Origin of the sequence: Peribacillus frigoritolerans (assembly GCF_030676415.1) — a bacterium.
GTDB classification, from domain to species: domain Bacteria; phylum Bacillota; class Bacilli; order Bacillales; family DSM-1321; genus Peribacillus; species Peribacillus frigoritolerans_A.
Genome location: NZ_JAUUTW010000002.1, coordinates 1 through 20238 on the forward strand (window position 1 = coordinate 1; position 20238 = coordinate 20238).

The 20238-nt window shown below is 42.7% G+C and carries 22 protein-coding genes, 1 pseudogene and 1 riboswitch; of the genes and pseudogenes, 19 read left to right on the forward strand and 4 right to left on the reverse strand.

Annotation, left to right across the window (positions count from 1 at the left end):
• The 6 genes and pseudogenes from Q8G36_RS01955 to Q8G36_RS01980 all read left to right on the forward strand — a co-directional run.
• On the forward strand, positions 1-180 hold a 180-nt coding region (locus Q8G36_RS01955), incomplete at its 5' end, for a hypothetical protein (RefSeq protein ID WP_305158729.1).
• Between the two features lie 162 nt (positions 181-342).
• The gene (gene thpR, locus Q8G36_RS01960; RefSeq protein WP_305159023.1) at positions 343-900 is read left to right on the forward strand and encodes an RNA 2',3'-cyclic phosphodiesterase; all 558 of its coding nucleotides are present in this window, start codon (positions 343-345) and stop codon (positions 898-900) included.
• 19 nt (positions 901-919) lie between these two features.
• A complete protein-coding gene (locus Q8G36_RS01965) occupies positions 920-1921 on the forward strand; it encodes an NERD domain-containing protein (protein WP_305158730.1) in 1002 nt (333 codons plus the stop codon).
• A 312-nt stretch (positions 1922-2233) separates the two neighbouring features.
• Entirely contained in the window at positions 2234-2401 is a 168-nt protein-coding gene (locus Q8G36_RS01970) for a hypothetical protein (RefSeq protein ID WP_305158731.1), read from the forward strand.
• Positions 2402-2420: 19 nt separating this feature from the next.
• Positions 2421-2747: pseudogene (locus Q8G36_RS01975) on the forward strand (diacylglycerol/lipid kinase family protein); the annotation flags it as partial.
• Between the two features lie 392 nt (positions 2748-3139).
• Complete coding sequence (locus tag Q8G36_RS01980; protein ID WP_305158732.1) at positions 3140-3922, forward strand: phosphotransferase family protein; 783 nt, start codon at positions 3140-3142, stop codon at positions 3920-3922.
• Here Q8G36_RS01980 and Q8G36_RS01985 read toward each other — a convergent pair whose 3' ends face one another.
• On the reverse strand, positions 3923-4198 hold the full coding sequence (locus tag Q8G36_RS01985; RefSeq protein ID WP_305158733.1) for a YtzH-like family protein: 276 nt from the start codon (positions 4196-4198) through the stop codon (positions 3923-3925).
• Positions 4199-4439: 241 nt separating this feature from the next.
• Here Q8G36_RS01985 and trmB point away from each other — a divergent pair, with 241 nt between their 5' ends.
• Together trmB and Q8G36_RS01995 are read left to right on the forward strand one after the other, a co-directional pair.
• Positions 4440-5078, forward strand: coding sequence for a tRNA (guanosine(46)-N7)-methyltransferase TrmB (gene trmB, locus Q8G36_RS01990; RefSeq protein WP_305158734.1), 639 nt, complete (start codon positions 4440-4442; stop codon positions 5076-5078).
• 141 nt (positions 5079-5219) lie between these two features.
• Positions 5220-6065, forward strand: a complete 846-nt coding sequence (locus Q8G36_RS01995) for a YtnP family quorum-quenching lactonase (RefSeq protein ID WP_305158735.1) — start codon at positions 5220-5222, stop codon at positions 6063-6065.
• 49 nt (positions 6066-6114) lie between these two features.
• Here the strand turns inward: Q8G36_RS01995 and Q8G36_RS02000 are convergent, their stop codons facing one another.
• Positions 6115-6432, reverse strand: a complete 318-nt coding sequence (locus tag Q8G36_RS02000; RefSeq protein ID WP_305158736.1) for a PepSY domain-containing protein — start codon at positions 6430-6432, stop codon at positions 6115-6117.
• Between the two features lie 177 nt (positions 6433-6609).
• On the opposite strand from Q8G36_RS02000, the gene Q8G36_RS02005 reads away from it, so the two are divergent.
• From Q8G36_RS02005 to Q8G36_RS02015, 3 genes are all read left to right on the forward strand, one after another.
• Complete coding sequence (locus Q8G36_RS02005) at positions 6610-7683, forward strand: M42 family metallopeptidase (RefSeq protein WP_305158737.1); 1074 nt, start codon at positions 6610-6612, stop codon at positions 7681-7683.
• 79 nt (positions 7684-7762) lie between these two features.
• A complete protein-coding gene (locus tag Q8G36_RS02010) occupies positions 7763-8284 on the forward strand; it encodes a DUF84 family protein (protein WP_305158738.1) in 522 nt (173 codons plus the stop codon).
• A 118-nt stretch (positions 8285-8402) separates the two neighbouring features.
• Positions 8403-9272, forward strand: coding sequence for an AraC family transcriptional regulator (locus Q8G36_RS02015; protein ID WP_305158739.1), 870 nt, complete (start codon positions 8403-8405; stop codon positions 9270-9272).
• Positions 9273-9412: 140 nt separating this feature from the next.
• Here Q8G36_RS02015 and Q8G36_RS02020 read toward each other — a convergent pair whose 3' ends face one another.
• Positions 9413-9862 (reverse strand): YtoQ family protein, encoded by a 450-nt coding sequence (locus Q8G36_RS02020; RefSeq protein ID WP_305158740.1) that lies wholly within the window; start codon positions 9860-9862, stop codon positions 9413-9415.
• 122 nt (positions 9863-9984) lie between these two features.
• On the opposite strand from Q8G36_RS02020, the gene Q8G36_RS02025 reads away from it, so the two are divergent.
• From Q8G36_RS02025 to murC, 7 genes are all read left to right on the forward strand, one after another.
• On the forward strand, positions 9985-10491 hold the full coding sequence (locus tag Q8G36_RS02025) for a hypothetical protein (protein WP_305158741.1): 507 nt from the start codon (positions 9985-9987) through the stop codon (positions 10489-10491).
• Between the two features lie 111 nt (positions 10492-10602).
• Positions 10603-10914, forward strand: a complete 312-nt coding sequence (locus Q8G36_RS02030) for a thioredoxin family protein (protein ID WP_305158742.1) — start codon at positions 10603-10605, stop codon at positions 10912-10914.
• Between the two features lie 50 nt (positions 10915-10964).
• Positions 10965-11771 carry a DUF1444 domain-containing protein gene (locus Q8G36_RS02035; RefSeq protein ID WP_305158743.1) on the forward strand — a complete coding sequence of 269 codons (807 nt, stop codon included), beginning with the start codon at positions 10965-10967 and terminating at the stop codon, positions 11769-11771.
• Positions 11772-11928: 157 nt separating this feature from the next.
• Positions 11929-12032, forward strand: a riboswitch (glycine riboswitch).
• The gene (locus Q8G36_RS02040; RefSeq protein ID WP_305158744.1) at positions 11992-12141 is read left to right on the forward strand and encodes a hypothetical protein; all 150 of its coding nucleotides are present in this window, start codon (positions 11992-11994) and stop codon (positions 12139-12141) included. Its footprint overlaps the riboswitch before it by 41 nt.
• Before the next feature lie 115 nt (positions 12142-12256).
• The gene (locus tag Q8G36_RS02045) at positions 12257-13444 is read left to right on the forward strand and encodes an amidohydrolase (RefSeq protein ID WP_305159024.1); all 1188 of its coding nucleotides are present in this window, start codon (positions 12257-12259) and stop codon (positions 13442-13444) included.
• 429 nt (positions 13445-13873) lie between these two features.
• Entirely contained in the window at positions 13874-16699 is a 2826-nt protein-coding gene (locus tag Q8G36_RS02050; RefSeq protein ID WP_336622944.1) for a DNA translocase FtsK, read from the forward strand.
• Between the two features lie 284 nt (positions 16700-16983).
• Positions 16984-18288, forward strand: a complete 1305-nt coding sequence (murC, locus tag Q8G36_RS02055; RefSeq protein ID WP_305158745.1) for a UDP-N-acetylmuramate--L-alanine ligase — start codon at positions 16984-16986, stop codon at positions 18286-18288.
• A 53-nt stretch (positions 18289-18341) separates the two neighbouring features.
• On the opposite strand, the gene Q8G36_RS02060 is transcribed toward murC, so the two are convergent.
• Complete coding sequence (locus Q8G36_RS02060; protein WP_305158746.1) at positions 18342-19454, reverse strand: aminopeptidase; 1113 nt, start codon at positions 19452-19454, stop codon at positions 18342-18344.
• 229 nt (positions 19455-19683) lie between these two features.
• Here Q8G36_RS02060 and Q8G36_RS02065 point away from each other — a divergent pair, with 229 nt between their 5' ends.
• On the forward strand, positions 19684-20193 hold the full coding sequence (locus tag Q8G36_RS02065) for a DUF948 domain-containing protein (RefSeq protein WP_063232677.1): 510 nt from the start codon (positions 19684-19686) through the stop codon (positions 20191-20193).
• The last annotated feature ends 45 nt before the right edge of the window (positions 20194-20238 follow it).

Here is a 20238-nt window from a genome sequence, read left to right on the forward strand (position 1 = left end):
GGCGAAAGCCGAGGAGGCTCCCCGACCGCCCGCGGAAAGCGAGTGCCTGGAGTGGAAATCAACGTCCAAATTGTACAAGCCATAAAAATAGACAAACTCGATTTTCATCGAGTTTGTCTACAGTCTGTGGGACCAATTTTTGGTCCTTTTTTGTTTTATTTTTGCTGTATTTTTCGTTAATCCGACCCAGCCCGAAAAAATCCGTCCTGGACCTCGTTCATAGTATGGATGATTGGGAATATTCCTGATGGAGGGAGTATTTGTAAGGAAGTCCAAGAAAAGGTATATGCATTGGGAATTATGGTAAAATTAAAGGGAAAACAGGAAGGAATGTAAGTGACCATGAATACTCATTTTTTCTTTGCTTTAGTATTGCCTGATGACATTAAGGCTTATTTAAATGCTGTAACGGAACAACTAAAGCCAGACTTTCCATTTAAGAAATGGCTGCATCCAGCCGATTATCATATTACGATGGCATTTTTGGGCAATGCCCCCGATACTTTGAAAGAGGATGCTTTGGGGCTTGTGGAAAGCGAGCTTGCCAATGAGGCCTCATTCGGCTTGGAACTCGGCGGTATCGGCGGTTTTGGCAAGAGTGAGAGTCCAAGGATTCTATGGGCTGGCGTCAAGCGGCAGGAAAGGCTTTTTGACATTCAAAGGAAAGTCTATAATTCTTGTATCGAAGCGGGTTTTGAACTTGATAAAAAGCCGTTTAAGCCTCATATTACGCTAGCAAGAAAATTCGAGGGGGATCGTCCCTTTTCGTTGGAGAGCGTTCGCCAGATAGCGAATTTGGAGGATAAGCATTTTGAAGCAGATCAGGTTGCGTTATATCAAACACATCTTGGAGCTTCCCCTTCGTACGAGAAGATTTCCACGATAAACCTTCAAAAATAGAGAGATGGGTGGTGGTCGAATGGCACAGCTCATAAAGATGCAGGATTATGTTTCACGGTATGAGCAGGATATTTATCGTTACCCAACACAATTTGCACGGTTGAAAAAACAGCAATGGGATAAATTGAAAACTGCTTATACTGCGGGCGAGCTAGATCGGCTGTATAGCGAACATACTGAAAGTGAAACACAGGTCAAATTTGATCCGCCTCAGGAAGAGTCAAAGGGCCTGTTTAAAAAGGTGAAAGGCATATTCCACCGGACAGGTAAACAAGAGGCTGAAGAACTGCTAATAACGAACCAGATTGAAGATCTTAATGTTTTTTCATTAAGATTTCCGTCCCGACCAGCCAGTCTGGATGATTTAAAGCAAAATTTTTTAAATCAGTTGCTCCGTTTTCAAATGAAATGGGGGAGTTCGACGCTTCGTGAAAAGTCATTTGTGGACCAATCATTCTTTTTGGATGAGAGGCTCCGCTTTTTTCTGCAGCGTTTTCCGGATACGTTTCTCATATTATATAAACCTATCTTTCTATTGAAGAATGCGCCTGTTGAAGTCGAAGTGATTTTATTGACCCCTGTTGATGCTTGGTGCATCACTTTTCTGGAAGCGGAAGAAGACGCTGCTTTCATCGGTTCGAGTGAACGATTCTGGGTCCGCAGGCATCATAAACGTCCGGATAAAAAAGTGCTCAATCCTATGTTGGGTGCAAATCGGATGACGAACATCGTCTCCCGGTTATTTGAGCTATATGAAGTGAACATGCCGATTAAAAAGGTGATTTTATCCCGGAATGGATATGTCGATTATCCCGAAGCCCCTAATGATATTTCGATATTGGATAAACGGACCTTCCCGGAATGGTTTGAAAGGATGCGGGCCATATCGTCTCCTCTTAAGGCACAGCAGCTAAAAGGGGCACAGGCATTGCTTGAATATTGCCAAACTACATCCAGCCTGCGACCTGAATGGGAAGCCGAATATAACCAAACAGAAGGAAATGAGCATGCCGCACCTTAATGAAACGGTGTATTTCATGGTCAATCCAACGGCTGGAAATGAAGATAGTTTGAAGATTTGGAAAAAAACCGAGGAAATACTGAAAATCAAAAGCTGTTCCCCATGAAGGGTTTTTTACACGGGAAAAGGGGCATGCGCTAAGATTGACGAAGGAGATTCTATGGGACGAATCTGAATACCCGGATGATCGGTGTCGGGGGACACGATTAATGAAATGATAAATGGCGCCATTGGTTCCCTCACGCTATCATCGGCTCCCTTGCGTCTGGATCCGGCAATGATTATGTAAGGGGCATTCAAAAAACTGAGAGTGTGGAAGAAGCTCTTTCTTTATTTCAGGATAATGCCTTTAGTGCCATTGATATTGGGCAGTTCGAGACGAATGGCAAAGTGGGTTATTTCGTGAATAGCCTGGGAATGGGCATTGATGCCGAAACTTCCGATGAAGCAGACCGTTCCCCTCTGAAAAAAATGGTTTAATTTTGTCAGAGCGGGTAAATTAATTTATCTGTTCATTTTTATGAAAAAGATATTTTCTTATAAGCCCAGCTGCATGGAATTGATCATTGATGGAAATCGGCATCTTTTGAAAAAGGTTTGGTTCATTGTCATTGCGAACCAGCCCTACTTTGGCGGTGGGATGAAAATTTCACCGATGTCGAAGCTGGATGATGGCAGGTTGAACGTGATTGCGGTCCATGATATTACTTTGCTGAAATTATTGACCGTCTTCATCACCGTTTTTTTGGGCGGTCACTTAAATATTAAAAATGTTGATTCTTTTTCTGGTGAAATGATAAAAATTGTCACTAAAAATCCAGTCTGATGGGGAAATTGTTGGTATGCATGAAGTAGCTTCAGTGGTTCTGAAAGAGAAAATGCGCGTCATGTTCAAGGGTGATGACCCATACAAAAATATGAAATGATTTATTTGTTTTTGTTTTATGCGTATAATCGTTTTATAGTACTTGACGAAGAAACCGTTTTTCAACTAAAATTTAATTTATGGCTATTGTTTAATTGCTCAATAGCTATTTTTTTATTTCTCTAAAATGAGGATGTTTTTAATTGCGGGTATCATCCCGATGCAAGTATATATGCAGCTTCGCCAGCAGGCGGATTTTTTATTAAACATGGACTCAAAGTAGTGGTAATACATACACTAGGTGAACGTACCCATATTTGTATGATTAAGCGAGGAAATCGAAGGTGAACCAGTTGGAACATTTATTAGGTCAGGAGTGGGATATATCCCCTGCTGGAGGAGCTACGGGAGAAGCCTTTATTGCCGAGAAAGAGGGGCAGAAGCTCTTCCTTAAACGAAATTCATCGCCATTTTTAGCTGTTCTTTCAGCTGAGGGCATTGTTCCAAAGTTAATGTGGACAAAACGCCTGGAAAATGGGGATGTAATTACAGCCCAGCATTGGATGGAAGGCAGGGAGCTATCTCAGCAGGAAATGAACAATATAAGAGTCGCAAAGCTGCTTCAAAAAATTCATCAATCCGATCCTTTGTTAAGCATGCTCAAAAGGCTTGGGAAATCCCCTTTACGACCTGAAAGTATACTTACAGACATAGAAACCGGGTTATCTTCGGATGTTACGGATATTCCGATTATCAAGCAGGCCATCGACTTTTTACAGAATAATCTCCTGTTGATTGAATGCGACGAAAAAGTCGTCTGTCATTGTGATGTGAACCATAATAATTGGCTCATGACCGAAACCGACGGGTTGTTCCTGATTGATTGGGACGGAGCGGTCATTGGCGATCCGGCCATTGACCTCGGCATACTCCTGTATTCATATGTCCCAAGGGAAGAATGGAATCAATGGCTTGCCCGTTACGGCAAGAAGCTTGACGCAGGCCTGGAGATGAGGATGAAATGGCACACGGTTTCACAACTTGTGCTTTCCATCCAATGGCATCATCGTAGAAAGCGGTACGAGGAAAGAAATGAATTACTGCAAAAACTGGAAGCATTATTGATGGTTGGCTGATCAGAATTGATCTATATCATCCACCCACTGGGACAAGTCGTTCTGGTGGGTTGAAATATGTGCATCTAAATCGGCGGTACCGATGCCTGTCTGACTGTATTCGTAAATCTCCGTCAGTATCGTTTTCACATTGCTGTCCATTTCCATATTGATCATTAAGGATTTGACGAGCCTTTCAACCTGTTCACATTCTGAAACGGATCCGCAGCAGTCTGTTTGATGGTTGGTCAATATATCTTTCAATAGTGACATTTGATGTTCATGGGAAAGCGGCATATATACCTCTCCTTTCTTAAATATGGACTCAAGGGATTCCCAGGTGGTTCTCGCCTGCCCTTCACTTATTTATGGTGTGTTTTGCTGAAAGTTTTATACATGAAAACTACAGAGACTGTCGCCTGGATGGCCGGCAGTTTTTTAATTTGTTCAGTGGATGTTTCCTGAAAAAATCAACTTGCAGGAATCCATACACTCGTGTTATGGTTTGAACGATTATATTATAAATAGGGGTGTCATCATGCGTTTAAGAAATAAACCTTGGGCTGAAGACCGTTTGAATAATTTTCCACAATATGTAATTCATCAGCCAGAGAGCCATAAAGGTAATTGGCATGAAGTTTTCGGTAACGATAATCCATTATATATTGAAGTGGGTACGGGAAAAGGCCGTTTCATCACAGAAATGGCAAAAGCCCATCCTGATGTGAATTTCATTGGAATTGAAGTATATGGAAGCGTCATTGTAGCTGCATTGGACTTGCTGATTGAAGCGGATGTTCCAAATTTAAAGCTGTTGAATGTTGACGCAGCGAACTTAGGGGACTATTTTGCAAAAGGTGATGTGGATCGCGTCTACTTGAATTTCTCTGATCCATGGCCGAAATCACGTCATGCAAAACGTCGGTTAACGTATAAGACTTTCCTCGAAGTATATGAAGGCATCCTGCCAGACAAAGGCGAGATTCACTTCAAGACGGATAACCAAGGGTTATTCGAGTCTTCCTTGAAAAGTATTTCCGAATACGGCATGCTCTTGAAATATGTAAGCCTTGATCTGCATAACAGCAGTTTTGAAGGCAACATCATGACTGAATATGAAGAAAAGTTCTCGAGTAAAGGCAACCGGATATACCGATTGGAAGCAATGTTCCAATAATCATCGATCAGAAACCAGGTGCACAGCATCTGGTTTTTTACTTTGTTTAAGGCAGTGTAATTCATACACGAGGATGACTTGATTGTTATCAATTTCAATATCTGGAAGTGGGTGTTAAACTAAAGGAAGAGGAGGGGTAAAATGGAAACGATGCAAATAGGGGAAATTAAATTAACATGGTTGAATGGCGGTGTGACTCACTTGGATGGCGGTGCGATGTTCGGTGTTGTACCGAAACCGCTTTGGTCCAAGAAGTATCCTGTTAACGAAAATAACCAAATCGAGTTACGTACGGATCCGATTTTGGTGCAGGCTAATGGATTGAACATGCTAATAGATTCCGGTATTGGTAATGGAAAGATGAATGACAAGCAGAAACGGAATTTTGGGGTGACGGAGGAATCCAATCTTGTCCAAGATCTTGGCAGACTTGGGATTCAGCCAAATGATATCGATTACATTTTAATGACCCATCTACATTTCGACCATGCCTGCGGTTTGACGAAACGTGAAGGTGAATCTTGGGTGCCTGTTTTCGAGCGTGCAGAAATCATTACGACCCAAACTGAATGGGTAGAAATGAAAAACCCGAATATTCGTTCAAAAAGTACATATTGGGCAGAAAACTGGGAGGCTGTAGCTTCTCTTGTACGTCCTTTTGAAGGTGAGCAGGAAATTACGGACGGCATTAAAATGGTCCATACTGGGGGGCATAGTGATGGACATGCGATCATCATCATTGAGGATGGCGGGGATAGATTGATTCACATGGCAGATATCATGCCGACGCACGCGCATGCGAATGTCCTCTGGGTCCTCGCTTATGACGATTATCCCATGACTTCCATCGAGGCGAAGGAAAAATGGATGAAATCAGGACTGGAAAATGGGTCCTGGTACAGCTTTTACCATGATGCCCAATACTGTGCCATCAAATGGGATGTAACGGGTAAGGAGATAATAGCCGAATTGAAACGGAAGCGGTAAGAGGGAAAGCAAAAGGAGGACGTCATTTTGACGGCCCTCCTTTTGTGTTTCAATTATTTTGCGCATTAAGCTCCAATATCGTCCCTGTTGAGGCATCTGCAACAAATTCGAATTGCTCGCGTTTACCCTCTGTGTTTCTGGTGATCCCGCCTTTGTACACTTCATAGTCCAAATCATTTTTTGTATAGTTCTCCGGCTTCATCAAGATCCATGAGCCATATATATTTCCATCCTTTTTGACTGTTTCCTTTACTTGAGCCAAGACTTTATCGGGAGAAGGTTTACTTGATTGATCCAATAGTTGTTTAGTCGCATAGCCAGCAGCAAACCCGGCTGCGGTACCTAGTAAAAACGTTTTCCAATTCATTGATTTCTCCTCCATTGCATTTTTTAAAATCACTTCTTCTAGTATACAGAAGAACGCTTTATTTGACTAATAATTTGAAATTTTACCCATTAACTGATAAATTAGAAGTTTCTAGTGTAACACGATGCTAAGTTCTGTAAAATAGTAAGAAACAATACATAGGTTAGGGGTAGAAAAATGAATCATGAGACTTTGGAGCTTTTTAAAACATTGACGGAATTACCGGGAGCCTCGGGAAATGAACATGCAGTTCGGAGTTTCATGAAGAGTGAGCTGGAAAAGTATTCGGATGAAATCGTCCAAGATCGCCTTGGTGGAATATTTGGCGTAAAAAGAGGCAATGAGGATGGGCCGACTGTACTAGTTGCCGGGCACATGGATGAGGTGGGATTCATGGTCACCTCCGTAACGGAAAATGGAATGATTCGCTTTCAGACCCTAGGAGGCTGGTGGAGTCAAGTGCTTTTGGCCCAAAGAGTCGAGATCATAACAGACAACGGTCCGGTCATTGGTGTCATCGGTTCGATTCCGCCCCATTTGCTTGATGAATCCCAACGCTCAAAACCAATGGAAATTAAAAATATGCTGATTGATATCGGAGCGGATGATAAGGAAGATGTGAAGAGAATCGGTATTAAGCCTGGTCAGCAGATTGTACCGATTTGTCCATTCACCCCGATGGCCAATGAGAAGAAAATCCTCGCAAAAGCGTGGGATAATCGTTACGGCTGCGGACTTGCGATTGAATTGTTAAAAGATTTAAAAGGTGAAACGTTACCGAATATCTTATATTCCGGGGCAACCGTCCAGGAGGAAGTGGGATTACGGGGTGCGCAAACTGCAGCTCATATGATCAAACCGGATCTTTTCTTCGCTTTGGATGCAAGTCCGGCGAACGATATGTCCGGCAGTAAAAGTGAATTTGGCCAGTTAGGAAAAGGGGCACTGCTCCGCATTTTTGATCGTTCGATGGTTACGCATCGCGGAATGAGGGAATTCATCCTTGATACGGCCGAGTCGAATGAGATTCCGTATCAATATTTCGTTTCCCAAGGCGGCACGGATGCAGGGCAGGTCCATATTGCAAACGAAGGCATTCCAAGCGGGGTGATTGGCATTTGTTCCCGCTATATTCATACACATGCATCCATGATTCATATTGATGATTATGCCGCTGCACGTGAACTGATTGGGAAATTGGTTCGTTCCTGTGATAAAACGACATTCGAGACCTTGATAAAAAAAGGTTGAGGAGGAAGCTGAATGGAAAGGGATGCTGTCATGAATCCTTTTCCATCAGCTTTTTTTACATAGAAGGAAGGTAATTATATTGAAAATAGCAGTAGGCAGTAAGAATCCGGCGAAAGTAAGTGCCGTGCTTGGTGTATATGAAGATGCAGAAATCATTTCGCTTCACGTGGAGAGCGGGGTCCCGGAACAGCCTTTTTCAGATGAGGAAACGATGGAGGGGGCAATGACACGTGCCCGGAATTGCTTGATTCACAGTGATGCCGAAATGGGTATCGGACTTGAAGGCGGTGTCGTGAAAATGGGACAAGCCCTGTTTCTGTGTAATTGGGGTGCAATGGCCACGGGGGACGGTGAGGTCTTTGTAGCTGCCGGAGCGAGAATCCCAGTTCCGGGAATTGTTGCTGAGAAGCTGCTGGACGGCGAAGAGTTGGGCCCGGTGATGGACGCCTTCACAAGGCAAGAGAATATTAGCAAAAAGGAAGGAGCGATCGGCGTATTTACAAATGAGCGAATCACTAGGGGCGAAATGTTCCTTCATATCATGAGGATGCTTGCCGGTCAACACGAGTATAAGCTGAAAATGAAAAAGCAGGATTTTTGAATCACTGTCATGGAAAGGCGGGTTTCGAATGATGGAAACGAACACTGCCAAAACAGAGCAGAATCAGACAGGATTTTATTTAGCTGGCTTGCTAGTATGGTGACAAGGGGTGAGCGAAATGGGGTGGGTTGAATCAATCCAAAAGGCCATCGAATATATCGAGGAGCACTTATTGGAGGACCTGACGATCGAGAGTATTTCCAGGCAGGCGAATGCCTCAGCTTTTCATTTTCAAAGGACATTCACCATTTTAACGGATATTACCATTGGTGAATATATCCGGCGTCGAAGACTGACCTTAGCGGCCCAGGAGATTTCATCCACAAATGGCAAGGTCATTGATTTAGCCTACAAGTATGGCTATGACACCCCCGAGGCATTCTCAAAAGCTTTTCGAAGGCAGCATGGGGTATCTCCAAGCGAAGCCCGAAAGTATATGGGGAAGCTGAAATTCTATGAACGCCTGGTGATACAGGTGATTCTGAAAGGGGAAAAACCGATGAAATACAATATCCTTGAAAGGGATTCCTTTCAATTGATTGGAATCAAGCAAGAGTTTTCCTTGGTTAATGAAGAGAATTTGATTGGGATTCCAAAGTTATGGGAGAAAGTGAATTCGGATGGAACGGGAGATAGGTTAGCGAAGTTGAACAATGGCCAAATAGATGGCTTGATTGGTGTATGTGTCGATAAGCGGGCTGTGGAAAAAAATGAAACGATGGATTATTGGATAGGTGCAGAGTATGCAGGGAAAGTGCCTGAAGAGTTTTCAACCCTTACGATACCGGCTTCCAAGTGGGTTGTATTCGAAGTTCACGGACCTATGCCTGAAGCCATCCAACAAGCTTGGAAGCAAATTTTTTCCGAATGGTTCCCTACAAGCGGTTATGAACATGCCGGAACTCCAGAATTGGAAGTATACGCGAATGACGACGCTTCAAACCCTGACTATTACTCCGAAATTTGGATTCCCATTAAAAAGGGATAAGGATTAATCATAAAAATTATTCGTTTTTCGCTTACAGGGGAGGTTAGGCATCTAATTTCCCCCTGCAAGCTTTTTATTCGTTTCTTTATAAATGATCAGTCCTTCATATACTTGAGCTGGACAGTTAAGGGCAGGGAGATTTACAGCCCTTCTTCAAAAATATAAGAAAGCACCTTCATGGCTTGGTTCACGGATTCTACCGTGACACTCGCCTTTTCCGATAATTCCTTTAAGGCATGGTGATGGGATTCGGGACGAATCAAAATAAGTGGTTTACCCAGGGAAACGGCGGTGCTTGCGTCCATGGCAGTATTCCACTGTTTATATTTTTCACCAAACAGAGCGACGACAATATCAGCTTTTTTCATCAAAAGGCCTGTCCGTAAATTATTGATTTGGGAAGCGGCCGCATCCTTCAGGATAGGATTCGGCTGTTCCCCGAGGATATCTTCACCGATATTATCGGAGCGTTCATGATTTTCCATCGGGCCGACAAATTCTAAAGGAAGCTTCAGTGCAGCGGACTTCTCTCTCAACTCACTTCTCCAATTTGAATGGATCTCCCCAGCAAGATACACGGTTAATTTCATTGTTTTCCTCCTCGGTATTAAAATTGCTTTCATTGTACCATGTTTTTTAGAAAATGGATGAATTCCATAAATAAGGATAATATTATCCGTAAGGAGTAAAAGAGACGGCTGGAGGAATGACGATGGCTTTATCGAATAAGAATTTTCTTGTTTTCCTGTTGATAAGCAGTTTGGTCGTGGGCTGCTCAGGTATCGAGAGACAAACAGAAAAGGCAATGAAGGCTGCTGAAGTGGCTTTTCGTGACGATGAAAAACAGCCCAATCAAGAGGCAGGGCTAATTCAGGTCTATCTGTCAAAGGATTTTAAAGTAGTGGAAGAACATGATAATAATTTAATTTTACAAAAAGGTGATAAGATTTATATATTATTTGTCAATCCAAATGAAAAAGAAGATAGCTCCGTGTTATATTTGGCGATAAAGGAACAACAGGATCAATATGTAGTGATGCATTCCTTTCAAACTGATGATAAATTCGGCTTTATCTCGATCAAAGAGATACCGAAAGAAAAGTATGAGCTTGCAGTGGGGATCGGCGGGGTGAAGCTGACCACCGAAACGGATAAAGACCAATTAAAAACCGATGCGAAACAAATGATGGAAATCGTTTCATCCGTGCCCCAGAAATAAGATGTCCCCCCTGCCTTTCAACCGATCCGTATTAATGGTTGATTCGCGGTGAGTCTGGTATGATGGGATTATAAAAACTAAGGTGTCATTTAGAGCAGGAGGAATATTCAAATGGAAAAGTTACAAACCATTGAGCAATATGATGCATTGAAAAATGAGGGCAAACATATTTTTCTTTTTTCAGCAACATGGTGTGGAGATTGCCGTGTAATCGAACCGATAATGCCGGAGATTGAAATGAAATTTCCAGACTTCACATTCATTTATGTGGACCGTGATGAATTCATCGATGTGTGTGCAGCTAATGATGTATTCGGAATACCAAGTTTCATCGCTTATGATAATGGCAAAGAGCTAGGCAGGTTCGTGAGTAAGGATCGCAAAACACAAGAACAAATTGAGGAATTCATACAATCACTATAATCAATTTCCCCTTCTCGCTGGGGATTTTTCAATGAAGAGGAGGGTCAATCATGAAAATGGACAGCACAAAGCTGAAAAATATCTTGAAGGAACGTTTAAAAGATGAGAAACGCACATTCAAATTCGATAGCAAGCAAGATACGTTACGCGTGGAAAATGTGAAGACTGGGAAGGGGATCACCATCGAGCTGCCTCCTGTACTTGCTAACTATGAGAACGTACAGGAAAAGGCCATCGATGAAATCACCTATTACGTGGAAGAGGCCCTGAATGTGATGGGGGAAGAACACAGTATGGAAGGCAAGGAGAAATTCATTTTCCCAGTCATCCGCTCGACCTCCTTTCCAATGGAATCGGAAGAAGGAAATCCATTTTTATTCGATGAGCATACGGCTGAAACCCGGATTTTTTATGCCCTTGATTTAGGGAAAACCTACCGTCTTATAGATGAAAAGATGATTCAACGGGAAAATTGGCAGGGTGACAGGATCCGTGAAATTGCCCTTTTCAATGCCCGTTCCCTCTCCACTGAAATGAAGTCGGATATCGTTGCAGGTAATGCATTTTATTTTTTGAACACGAATGATGGATATGATGCCAGCAGGATACTAAATGAATCATGGCTTCGGGAAATGAAGGACAAGATCGAGGGAACCATGGCTGTGGCCATTCCCCATCAGGATGTCATCATCATTGCCGATGTGAAGAATGATACGGGCTATGATATTCTTGCGCAAATGGCGATGAGCTTCTTTGCCAGCGGTCATGTTCCGATAACGGCTCTATCATTCCTTTACGAAGAAAATGAGTTGGAGCCCATCTTCATTATGGGTAAAAACAAAAAGCGTGAACAATAATCTATTAAACTTTAAAAGGACCGTGTCAGCATCTGACAGCGGTCCTTTTAAAGTTCAATAGAGTTTATAACTCTTGAGAGTTGATATTTATTTTTTAATCGATGATAATATAATTGCAATATTTTGAAAATATAGAATAAAACAAATGAACAAGCGGATGAACGTTGTGGGAGAGTGCAAAGCAGTGAGCCACCGAAGGAGCAAGTTCCAAAAATATCCCATGAAGCAAATCTCTCAGGTAAATGGAACCGCAGCTGGACGCTACTCTGGAGAGCGCGCAGGGAAGCAGTGTGCCGCCAAAGGGGGAATCTCCATGACCAAAAATGGAGCTAAACTCTCAGGTGAAAAGGACAGAGAAGGGGAGCAGTAAGCAACCCTTCTCTGTCCTTTTTTATTTGGCTTTTTGCATACAGAAGATTTGCAGCGAACATGGAACTTACTAATAGGCTAATCAACTTGAAATAAGGGGGAGAATAATCGTGAATGTGAAAAGCAAATTAATGAACATGCTGGAAGCCCGTAAAGGGGAAATGGTTCAAATCCGCCGTCATTTACACGAGAATCCGGAACTATCCTTCAAAGAAGAGAAAACGGCACAATATATCATTGATTTTTATAAGGGGAAAGATGTGTCGATACAAACGAATGTAGGAAATGGATTAGGGATCATCGTAACGATCAAAGGCGGAAAACCAGGGAAAACGATAGGTCTCCGTGCGGATTTCGATGCATTGCCGATTACAGAAGAAGCGGAGGTTCCGTTCCGTTCAAAAAATGAAGGTGTCATGCATGCCTGCGGACACGATGGGCATACCGCTTATTTATTGGTTCTGGCAGACTGCATCAACGAGCTGAAAGATTCCCTATCAGGTACGATCAAAATAATCCATCAACATGCAGAAGAAACACCCCCAGGGGGAGCAAAAAGCATAATGGAATCAGGGTTTTTGGATGATCTGGATGCTGTTTTTGGAATCCATTTATTTCCGTCGCATCCAGCTGGGGTTGTCGGTTATCGCGGCGGCTATTCGATGGCTGGACGGACCTATTTCAAGTTAGCGATAAAGGGTGTAGGCGGACATGGTTCCTCCCCGCATCTGGCTAATGATGCCATTGTGGCAGGCGCCCATTTCGTGACAGCCGTACAAACCGTAATCAGCCGTCGCTTGAACCCTTTTGAGATGGGTGTAGTCACAATCGGCTCCTTCGATGGAAAAGGAAGCTTTAATGTCATTAAAGATCGTATAGAAATTGAAGGGGATGTCCGTTATATGACAGCAGAGACCCAACAGCTGATCGATAAGGAAATCCACCGGATCGTCAAAGGGATAGAAACGGAATTTGATGTTCAGTGCGAACTAACATATGTGCCCGATTATCCTCCGTTATATAATGAACCTGAACTGACTGGATTCGTGAAAAATAGCCTGGAAAGCATGAATGACAAAGATATTAAGAAGGTCGTGGAATTTCCGGTTTTCTCAGGTTCAGAAGATTTTTCGTATTATGCAGAAAAGATTCCTGGCTGCTTCTTTTACATTGGCTGTAAACCGAAAGGGGCGGAGAAGGTATATTTCAATCACCATCCTAAATTCGATATTGATGAAGATGCCCTTTTGATCGCTTCCAAATCAGTGGCACAGGTTGTATGCAGTTTTTTTGAATGGGAATAGTCCCATGTGTCTTTGTTTTCAAAAAAAAACGCAAGAAACCCACAAAACACCGTTCGGTATTAACGAACGGTGTTTTGTGGGTTGCGGCAGGTATTTGGATGCCGCCGGAGGTTTCATGAAGGATGATGCAATGAATTGGCCCGTCTGCTTCCAAGGCTGCATGAAAACTTAATCTCTTTGTAAACGCGATTTAACAGCGGTGTTTTATTGAAATAGTAGACTAGGGGCTAATGTTATTTCGCAATGGATAGGTTTAAAACCATTCCAGAAGGGGTTTAATAGGGTAGGAGTTCTGCGAAATACGTTAGGTTAGTAAGAATGCTATAAAAAAATAGATACTAATCACAATTTAGCTTAAATTTTCTCGATATTTTTAAAATAACTGGTAGAATTAGTTACATAACTACAGATGTAGAAAGAGTGATAGTTTTGAAATGGCTAAATAAGATGAAAAAATGGTTCCAAGCAGAGGAAATTATTGAAATCGAAGAAATTATTATAGATGAACCGCTTGATGAAGAGACATTAAGGAAAATGGATTTTTCGAAGCTTTCGAAGTCAAAGGAAGAAGAAATAAAGGTTTACAATCAAAAAGTGGAAAAAATGTCCCAGACGCCAGACCCGGATACGAAAATCCTGTTTCAATATCCAAAAGGACAGTTCAAGTTTCCGCTCATTCCAGACCGGGAGCAGAATAAAAGAAAGCCTAGGGAAAGAAACAGGGAAGACAACGAACCCAAACAGGGGAAGAATGTGACCAAAGAAACGACGAGAAGGGCTGTAAGGGATCCTGAACCAAAACGGAGAAGCTTCGACGGGGAGGAAACCTCAAAAATAGTCCCGTCAAAGACTCCATTCCGCCCAACGGAAATCCCTTCACCCATTTATGGGTTCCGTCGTCCGGAAAAAAAAATAGTCCCTTCTGAAGAAATTGTCGAATATGAATTAGAAAGTAAATTGCCCATCCTTAAAAAAGAAGAACCCGATATCGAGATTCCGGTATCGATCCCTGAAATCACAAAAGAAGTGTCAAATGCGGAAATGACGATAGAACCCTCCGTTCTTATACCGGAACAAGCGGAAAAAAAAAGGGAAGATTCTGAGATACCCGCTTTCTTTCGTAGGAATCCCATTGAGTCACTGCCAGAAGAAGCAGTAAGCGAGCCTGCGGTAGAAAAAGAGGCTATTGAACAGGACCAAGTCGATTTTGGACGTGAAGTCGCTGTATCCATCATGGAACGGGCGGACGACACATCGCCTGAAGCTATATCGGATCCTGGGGAGGTTGCTGTACAATCAAATCAACCACCCGTTAGTCAAGGGATACTGCCTGAAAGTGATCCATCTGAGGCAATACCTGAAGTGCAGCCTAAACGTCCGAAAAAACATATCCCATTTAATGTGATGATGCTTAAGCAAGATCGTGAAAAAAATGCCTTCATGAATAAAATGATGCCGGAAAAAAAAAGCCTTAATTCGGAAAGGGCAGTAGTTTCACCTGATAAGCGCCCAATGAATGATGCTGCTGAAACGGAGGCAGGACAAGCGAAACCATCCGCCATTCCTGAACGGAAACCGGAGGAAGGAAGAGTTATGCCGAAAGAGGAGACTCCGGCCATTACACCTACCTTTTTGGACACTAAGGTTAGTTCCGAAACCGCCGCCGTGCCTGAAAATACAGTTGAATCCAATAATGGTTCCAACCCTAAGCCGCCCTTGGAACAGGAATCCCCCATTTCTGGAAATGGGTATCAAGAAGCAGTTTATACAGAGGCAGCAGCCGAAAGTGGCCAGGGCGATACCCCGGCAGTTTTTGGCTCCGTGGAAGCGGATGATAATCCATACTATGTGTTTCCGAATATCGAATTGCTGACACCTCCCACTTATGCTGTGCATGATGATGAGTGGCTCGAGGAACAGACTTTATTACTTGATGAGACATTGAAGAATTTCAATGTCCGTGCAAAGGTCGTCAATGTCACTCAAGGTCCTGCAGTAACTCGTTTCGAGGTGCATCCGGAGCCGGGAGTGAAGGTGAATAAAGTGACGAACCTGATGGATGACATCAAATTAAGCCTTGCTGCTCAGGATATGCGGATGGAAGCGCCTATTCCGGGTAAACATACAATTGGCATCGAGATCCCGAACAGGAAAAGCAAACCGGTATTTTTGCGTGAGGTTTTGGAAAGTACTGAGTTTCAAGAGCATGAATCACCGCTTGCTGTGGCTTTAGGACTCGATATATCCGGTCAGCCGATTATCACGGATTTGAGAAAAATGCCGCATGGATTGATAGCCGGGCAAACGGGATCGGGGAAAAGTGTCTGTATCAACACCATGCTGGTCAGCTTGCTGTATAAAGCGACGCCGCAGGAGTTGAAATTACTGTTGATCGATCCGAAAATGGTCGAGCTCGCCCCATATAACCGGATCCCGCATTTGGTCAGTCCAGTGATAACCGATGTAAAAGCCGCTACGGCTGCGTTGAAATGGGCTGTAGAGGAGATGGAACGGCGTTATGAATTGTTTGTACATGCCGGTGTACGTGATATCACCCGCTTCAATGACCAAGCGGAAAAAGCCGGTCAATATTCAAGCAAGCTGCCTTATATCCTGGTGATCATCGATGAGCTTGCGGATCTAATGATGATGTCCCCGGCTGATGTAGAGGAAGCGATTTGCCGGATTGCTCAAAAGGCCCGGGCCTGCGGCATTCATTTGATTGTAGCCACTCAAAGACCTTCAGTCGATGTCATAACTGGATTGATCAAGGCAAATATCCCGACAAGGATCGCTTTTTCGGTTTCTTCACAGGTCGACTCCCGTACTATCATCGATAGCGGCGGTGCAGAAAAATTATTGGGAAGAGGAGATATGTTATTCGCTGAAAACGGCTCTTCAAAAACGGTGCGTCTGCAAGGGACTTTTGTGAGTGATGAAGAAATCGATCAAGTAGTCAACCATGTTAAATTGGAGCAGCAGCCGAAATACCTGTTTGAACAGGAAGACTTGCTAAACAGGGCCCAGGTCACGGAAGAAGCGGATGAACTGTTTTTCGAGGCCTGTGAATTTGTCGTAAGCCAGCAGGCTGCATCTGCATCGAGTGTCCAAAGGCGCTTCCGTGTCGGTTATAACCGTGCATCGCGTCTAATAGAAATGATGGAGCAACAGGGAGTCGTTTCCGAATCCAGGGGATCAAGGCCCAGGGATGTATTGATTACGGAAGAAGAACTGGAATTTTTACATGTTAATTAAGAGAACCTAATAAAAGGAAATTGTATATAATGTGAAAGGGTGAAAACCCTTTTTTATCACCTTAATTGAGGGAAAAGCCAATGATTTGATAAATTGGCATCTGCCTGACATGGATGAATGATTAAAAAAGTGATATAATAGTTTTTTGTTGATGAATGATTAAAATAAAAGCTTGAAAAACCTATGAAGAAATTGCGTTACTAACAAGTCTCGTAATGGAAAAACAAATAAAAGATGACGTCATATACTGTCATACAGGTAGACGATTGGTGGAGGTTCGCTTTATGACTGCTTACCATTTTGTGGGAATTAAAGGGTCGGGTATGAGTGCTCTTGCACAAATACTGCATGATATGAATATAGAAGTGCAGGGTTCCGATTACGAAAAAGAATTTTTTACACAATTGGCATTAGAAAAAGCCGGGATTAAAATCCTTTCTTTCAACGAGGAAAATATTCAACCTGGAATGACCATCATTGCAGGAAATGCGTTTCCGGATAGTCATCCGGAAATCGTAAAGGCAAAAGAACTTGATTTGCCGATTATCCGTTATCACCGTTTCCTAGGTGATTTCATGAAAAACTTCATCAGTGTGGCCGTTACGGGAGCGCATGGTAAAACATCGACGACCGGCTTACTTGCCCATGTAATGGGGGGCGCTAAACCGACATCCTTCTTGATTGGGGATGGAACGGGTAAAGGAATCGTGAATTCTGATTACTTCGTATTCGAAGCATGTGAATATCGCCGTCATTTCCTTTCCTATTATCCGGATTATGCAATCATGACGAATATCGATTTTGATCATCCTGATTATTACGCCAATGTCGAAGACGTGTTCGAGGCTTTCCAAACGATGGCCCTTCAAGTCAACAAAGGCATCATTGCGTGCGGGGATGATGAGCATTTACCACATATTCAGGCGAAAGTACCGGTTATTTTTTACGGATTTGCAGAAGGAAATGATTTTCAGGCGAAAAATGTTTCCGTCACTCCGGATGGCACGACTTTTGATGTGCATGTAAGGAACAATTACTATGATACATTCACTATTCCTACTTTTGGAAAGCATAATGTGTTGAATGCACTAGGTGTCATTGCACTTTGTAAATATGAAAACTTGGATACGGAAGCTGTGAAAGCCCAATTGCGGACTTTTGGCGGAGTTAAACGCCGGTTCTCCGAAAAGGAAATCGGAAGTCAGATCATCATTGATGATTATGCACACCATCCGACCGAGATCTCTGCAACTGTTGACTCGGCGCGTCAGAAATATCCAGAGCGTGAAGTTGTTGCGGTATTCCAGCCACATACTTTCTCGAGAACGCAGGCATTCCTGGATGAATTCGCCGACAGCTTGAATTTGGCTGACAAAGTATACTTATGTGAAATTTTTGGATCTGCTCGTGAACATCAAGGGAAGTTATCGATTGAAGACCTTCAAGATAAGATTCCCGGTGCCGAGCTGATTACGGAGAACACAACATCAATATTGCAAAATCATCAAAACAGTGTCGTGTTATTCATGGGTGCGGGGGACATTCAAAAGTTCCAAGCAGCCTATGAGCATTCACTGCAGGTAAAATAAAAAAACGACCATCCGTTAGTAGCGGATCGGTCGTTTTTTTATTGGTTTTTATGTTATTTTAAATTTTCTGGATTTAAATTTTCCAGTTCCGGTAAAACGAAGCGTCCGTCCTTACGTATCAAGACGTCATCAAAATGGATTTCCCCGCCGCCATATTCAGGTCGCTGAATATTGACCAGGTCCCAGTGAATGTCTGAATGGTTTCCGTTAAAGGCATCATCATAGCATTGTCCGGGAGTGAAATGAAAACTTCCATCAATTTTTTCATCAAAGAGGATATCTTGCATCGGGTGTAGAATATAAGGATTTACACCAATTGCAAATTCACCGACATATCGTGCGCCTTCATCAGTATCAAAAATTTTGTTGATGCGTTCCGTATCATTCGCAACCGCTTCAACGATTTTTCCATCCTTGAATGTTAACTTCACGTTTTCAAAAGTAAAACCCTGATAAGGGGACGGAGTATTATACGAAATCACTCCATTGATGGAATCTTTAACTGGAGCCGTATATACTTCACCGTCAGGAATGTTCAGCTCACCCGCACATTTGATGGCTTTAATGTCTTTGATGGAGAAGGTTAGGTCCGTACCGGGCCCAGTTAAGCGGACCTTATCCGTTCTATCCATCCATTCAACAAGGTTGTCCATTGCTGCGCTCATTTTGCCATAGTCGAGGTTGCAGACTTCGAAATAAAAGTCTTCGAATGCCTCTGTGCTCATTTTGGCTAATTGGGCCATGGAATTTGTCGGGTAGCGAAGTACGACCCATTTTGTTTTTGGCACGCGGATATTTCTATGTACTTTACCGACTGTCTGTCCATGAATCGCCATCTTTTCTGAAGGGACATCGGATTGTTCATTGATATTATCCCCGGCACGAAGCCCGATATAAGCATCCATCTGGTTCATTACGTTTGCTTCAAACTCACCCATCATCTTGTACTGTTCTTCTTTGGCACCCATCAGCAAGGCACGATCCACTTGGTGATCCTTTAACAGGACGAATGGGTAACCACCTGCTGCATAGGCTTCATTCACAAGTGCGTTAACAAGTTCACGCTGCAATCCAAAGTTTTCGATCAAGATTCTTTCACCTTTTTGAAGCTTCACGGAATAATTGATTAAGTTTTTGGCCAATGTACCAATTCTGGGATCTTTCATAAAAAATACCTCCATTGTTTAAATTCGACTTATCTTTTCTATCATACCCGATTTCCTGCCATAAGTGTCACCCATGAATTTCACGGAGGAACTGGATGCAGACAACAATATTTCCAGATTAGGGTTTGATAGGGTATATTGAAAAAATAAATACGTTTATAATAATAGGGAAGGGGTAATTAATATCTAACAGCTATTAAATAAGTCGATTTTTTACGGAGGTGTTCCAATGGAGATTATTTTATACGTAAGTGCTGCTGTTGCAGCGATAGCTTTTTTGGTACTTGTTATTTTCCTAACAAAGGTACTGACATCACTTCAAACTACCCTGGACAGTGTGGCCCGGACGCTGACAGGACTAGAGAGCCAAATGCAGGGCATAACGCTCGAAACTACTCAGTTATTACATAAAACGAATACGTTGGCTGAAGATTTGCAGCATAAGTCAGAAAACCTGAACACGGTGGTGGATGCCGTGAAGGATGTAGGCACATCCATCTCTAGTTTTAATTCTTCCATCCAAAAGGTTTCCCATAAAGTGCAGGCTGAGATTGATAATAATCAAGAACGAATCTCACAAATTGTACAATGGAGCAATGTAGCCATGGAGATCAGGGACAAATGGAAATCCAGAAGCAAACAGGCTGCCCCGACCCCAACCGAAAGGGCGGAGTTAGAAAGGGAAGCACTGGAAACAGATAACCTACCTAAAAAAAGGTTTTTACGTTCTAGATCTTAAAATCTAGTTAAATAAAAATGAACTGAAAATTGAAAGGGGAATGTA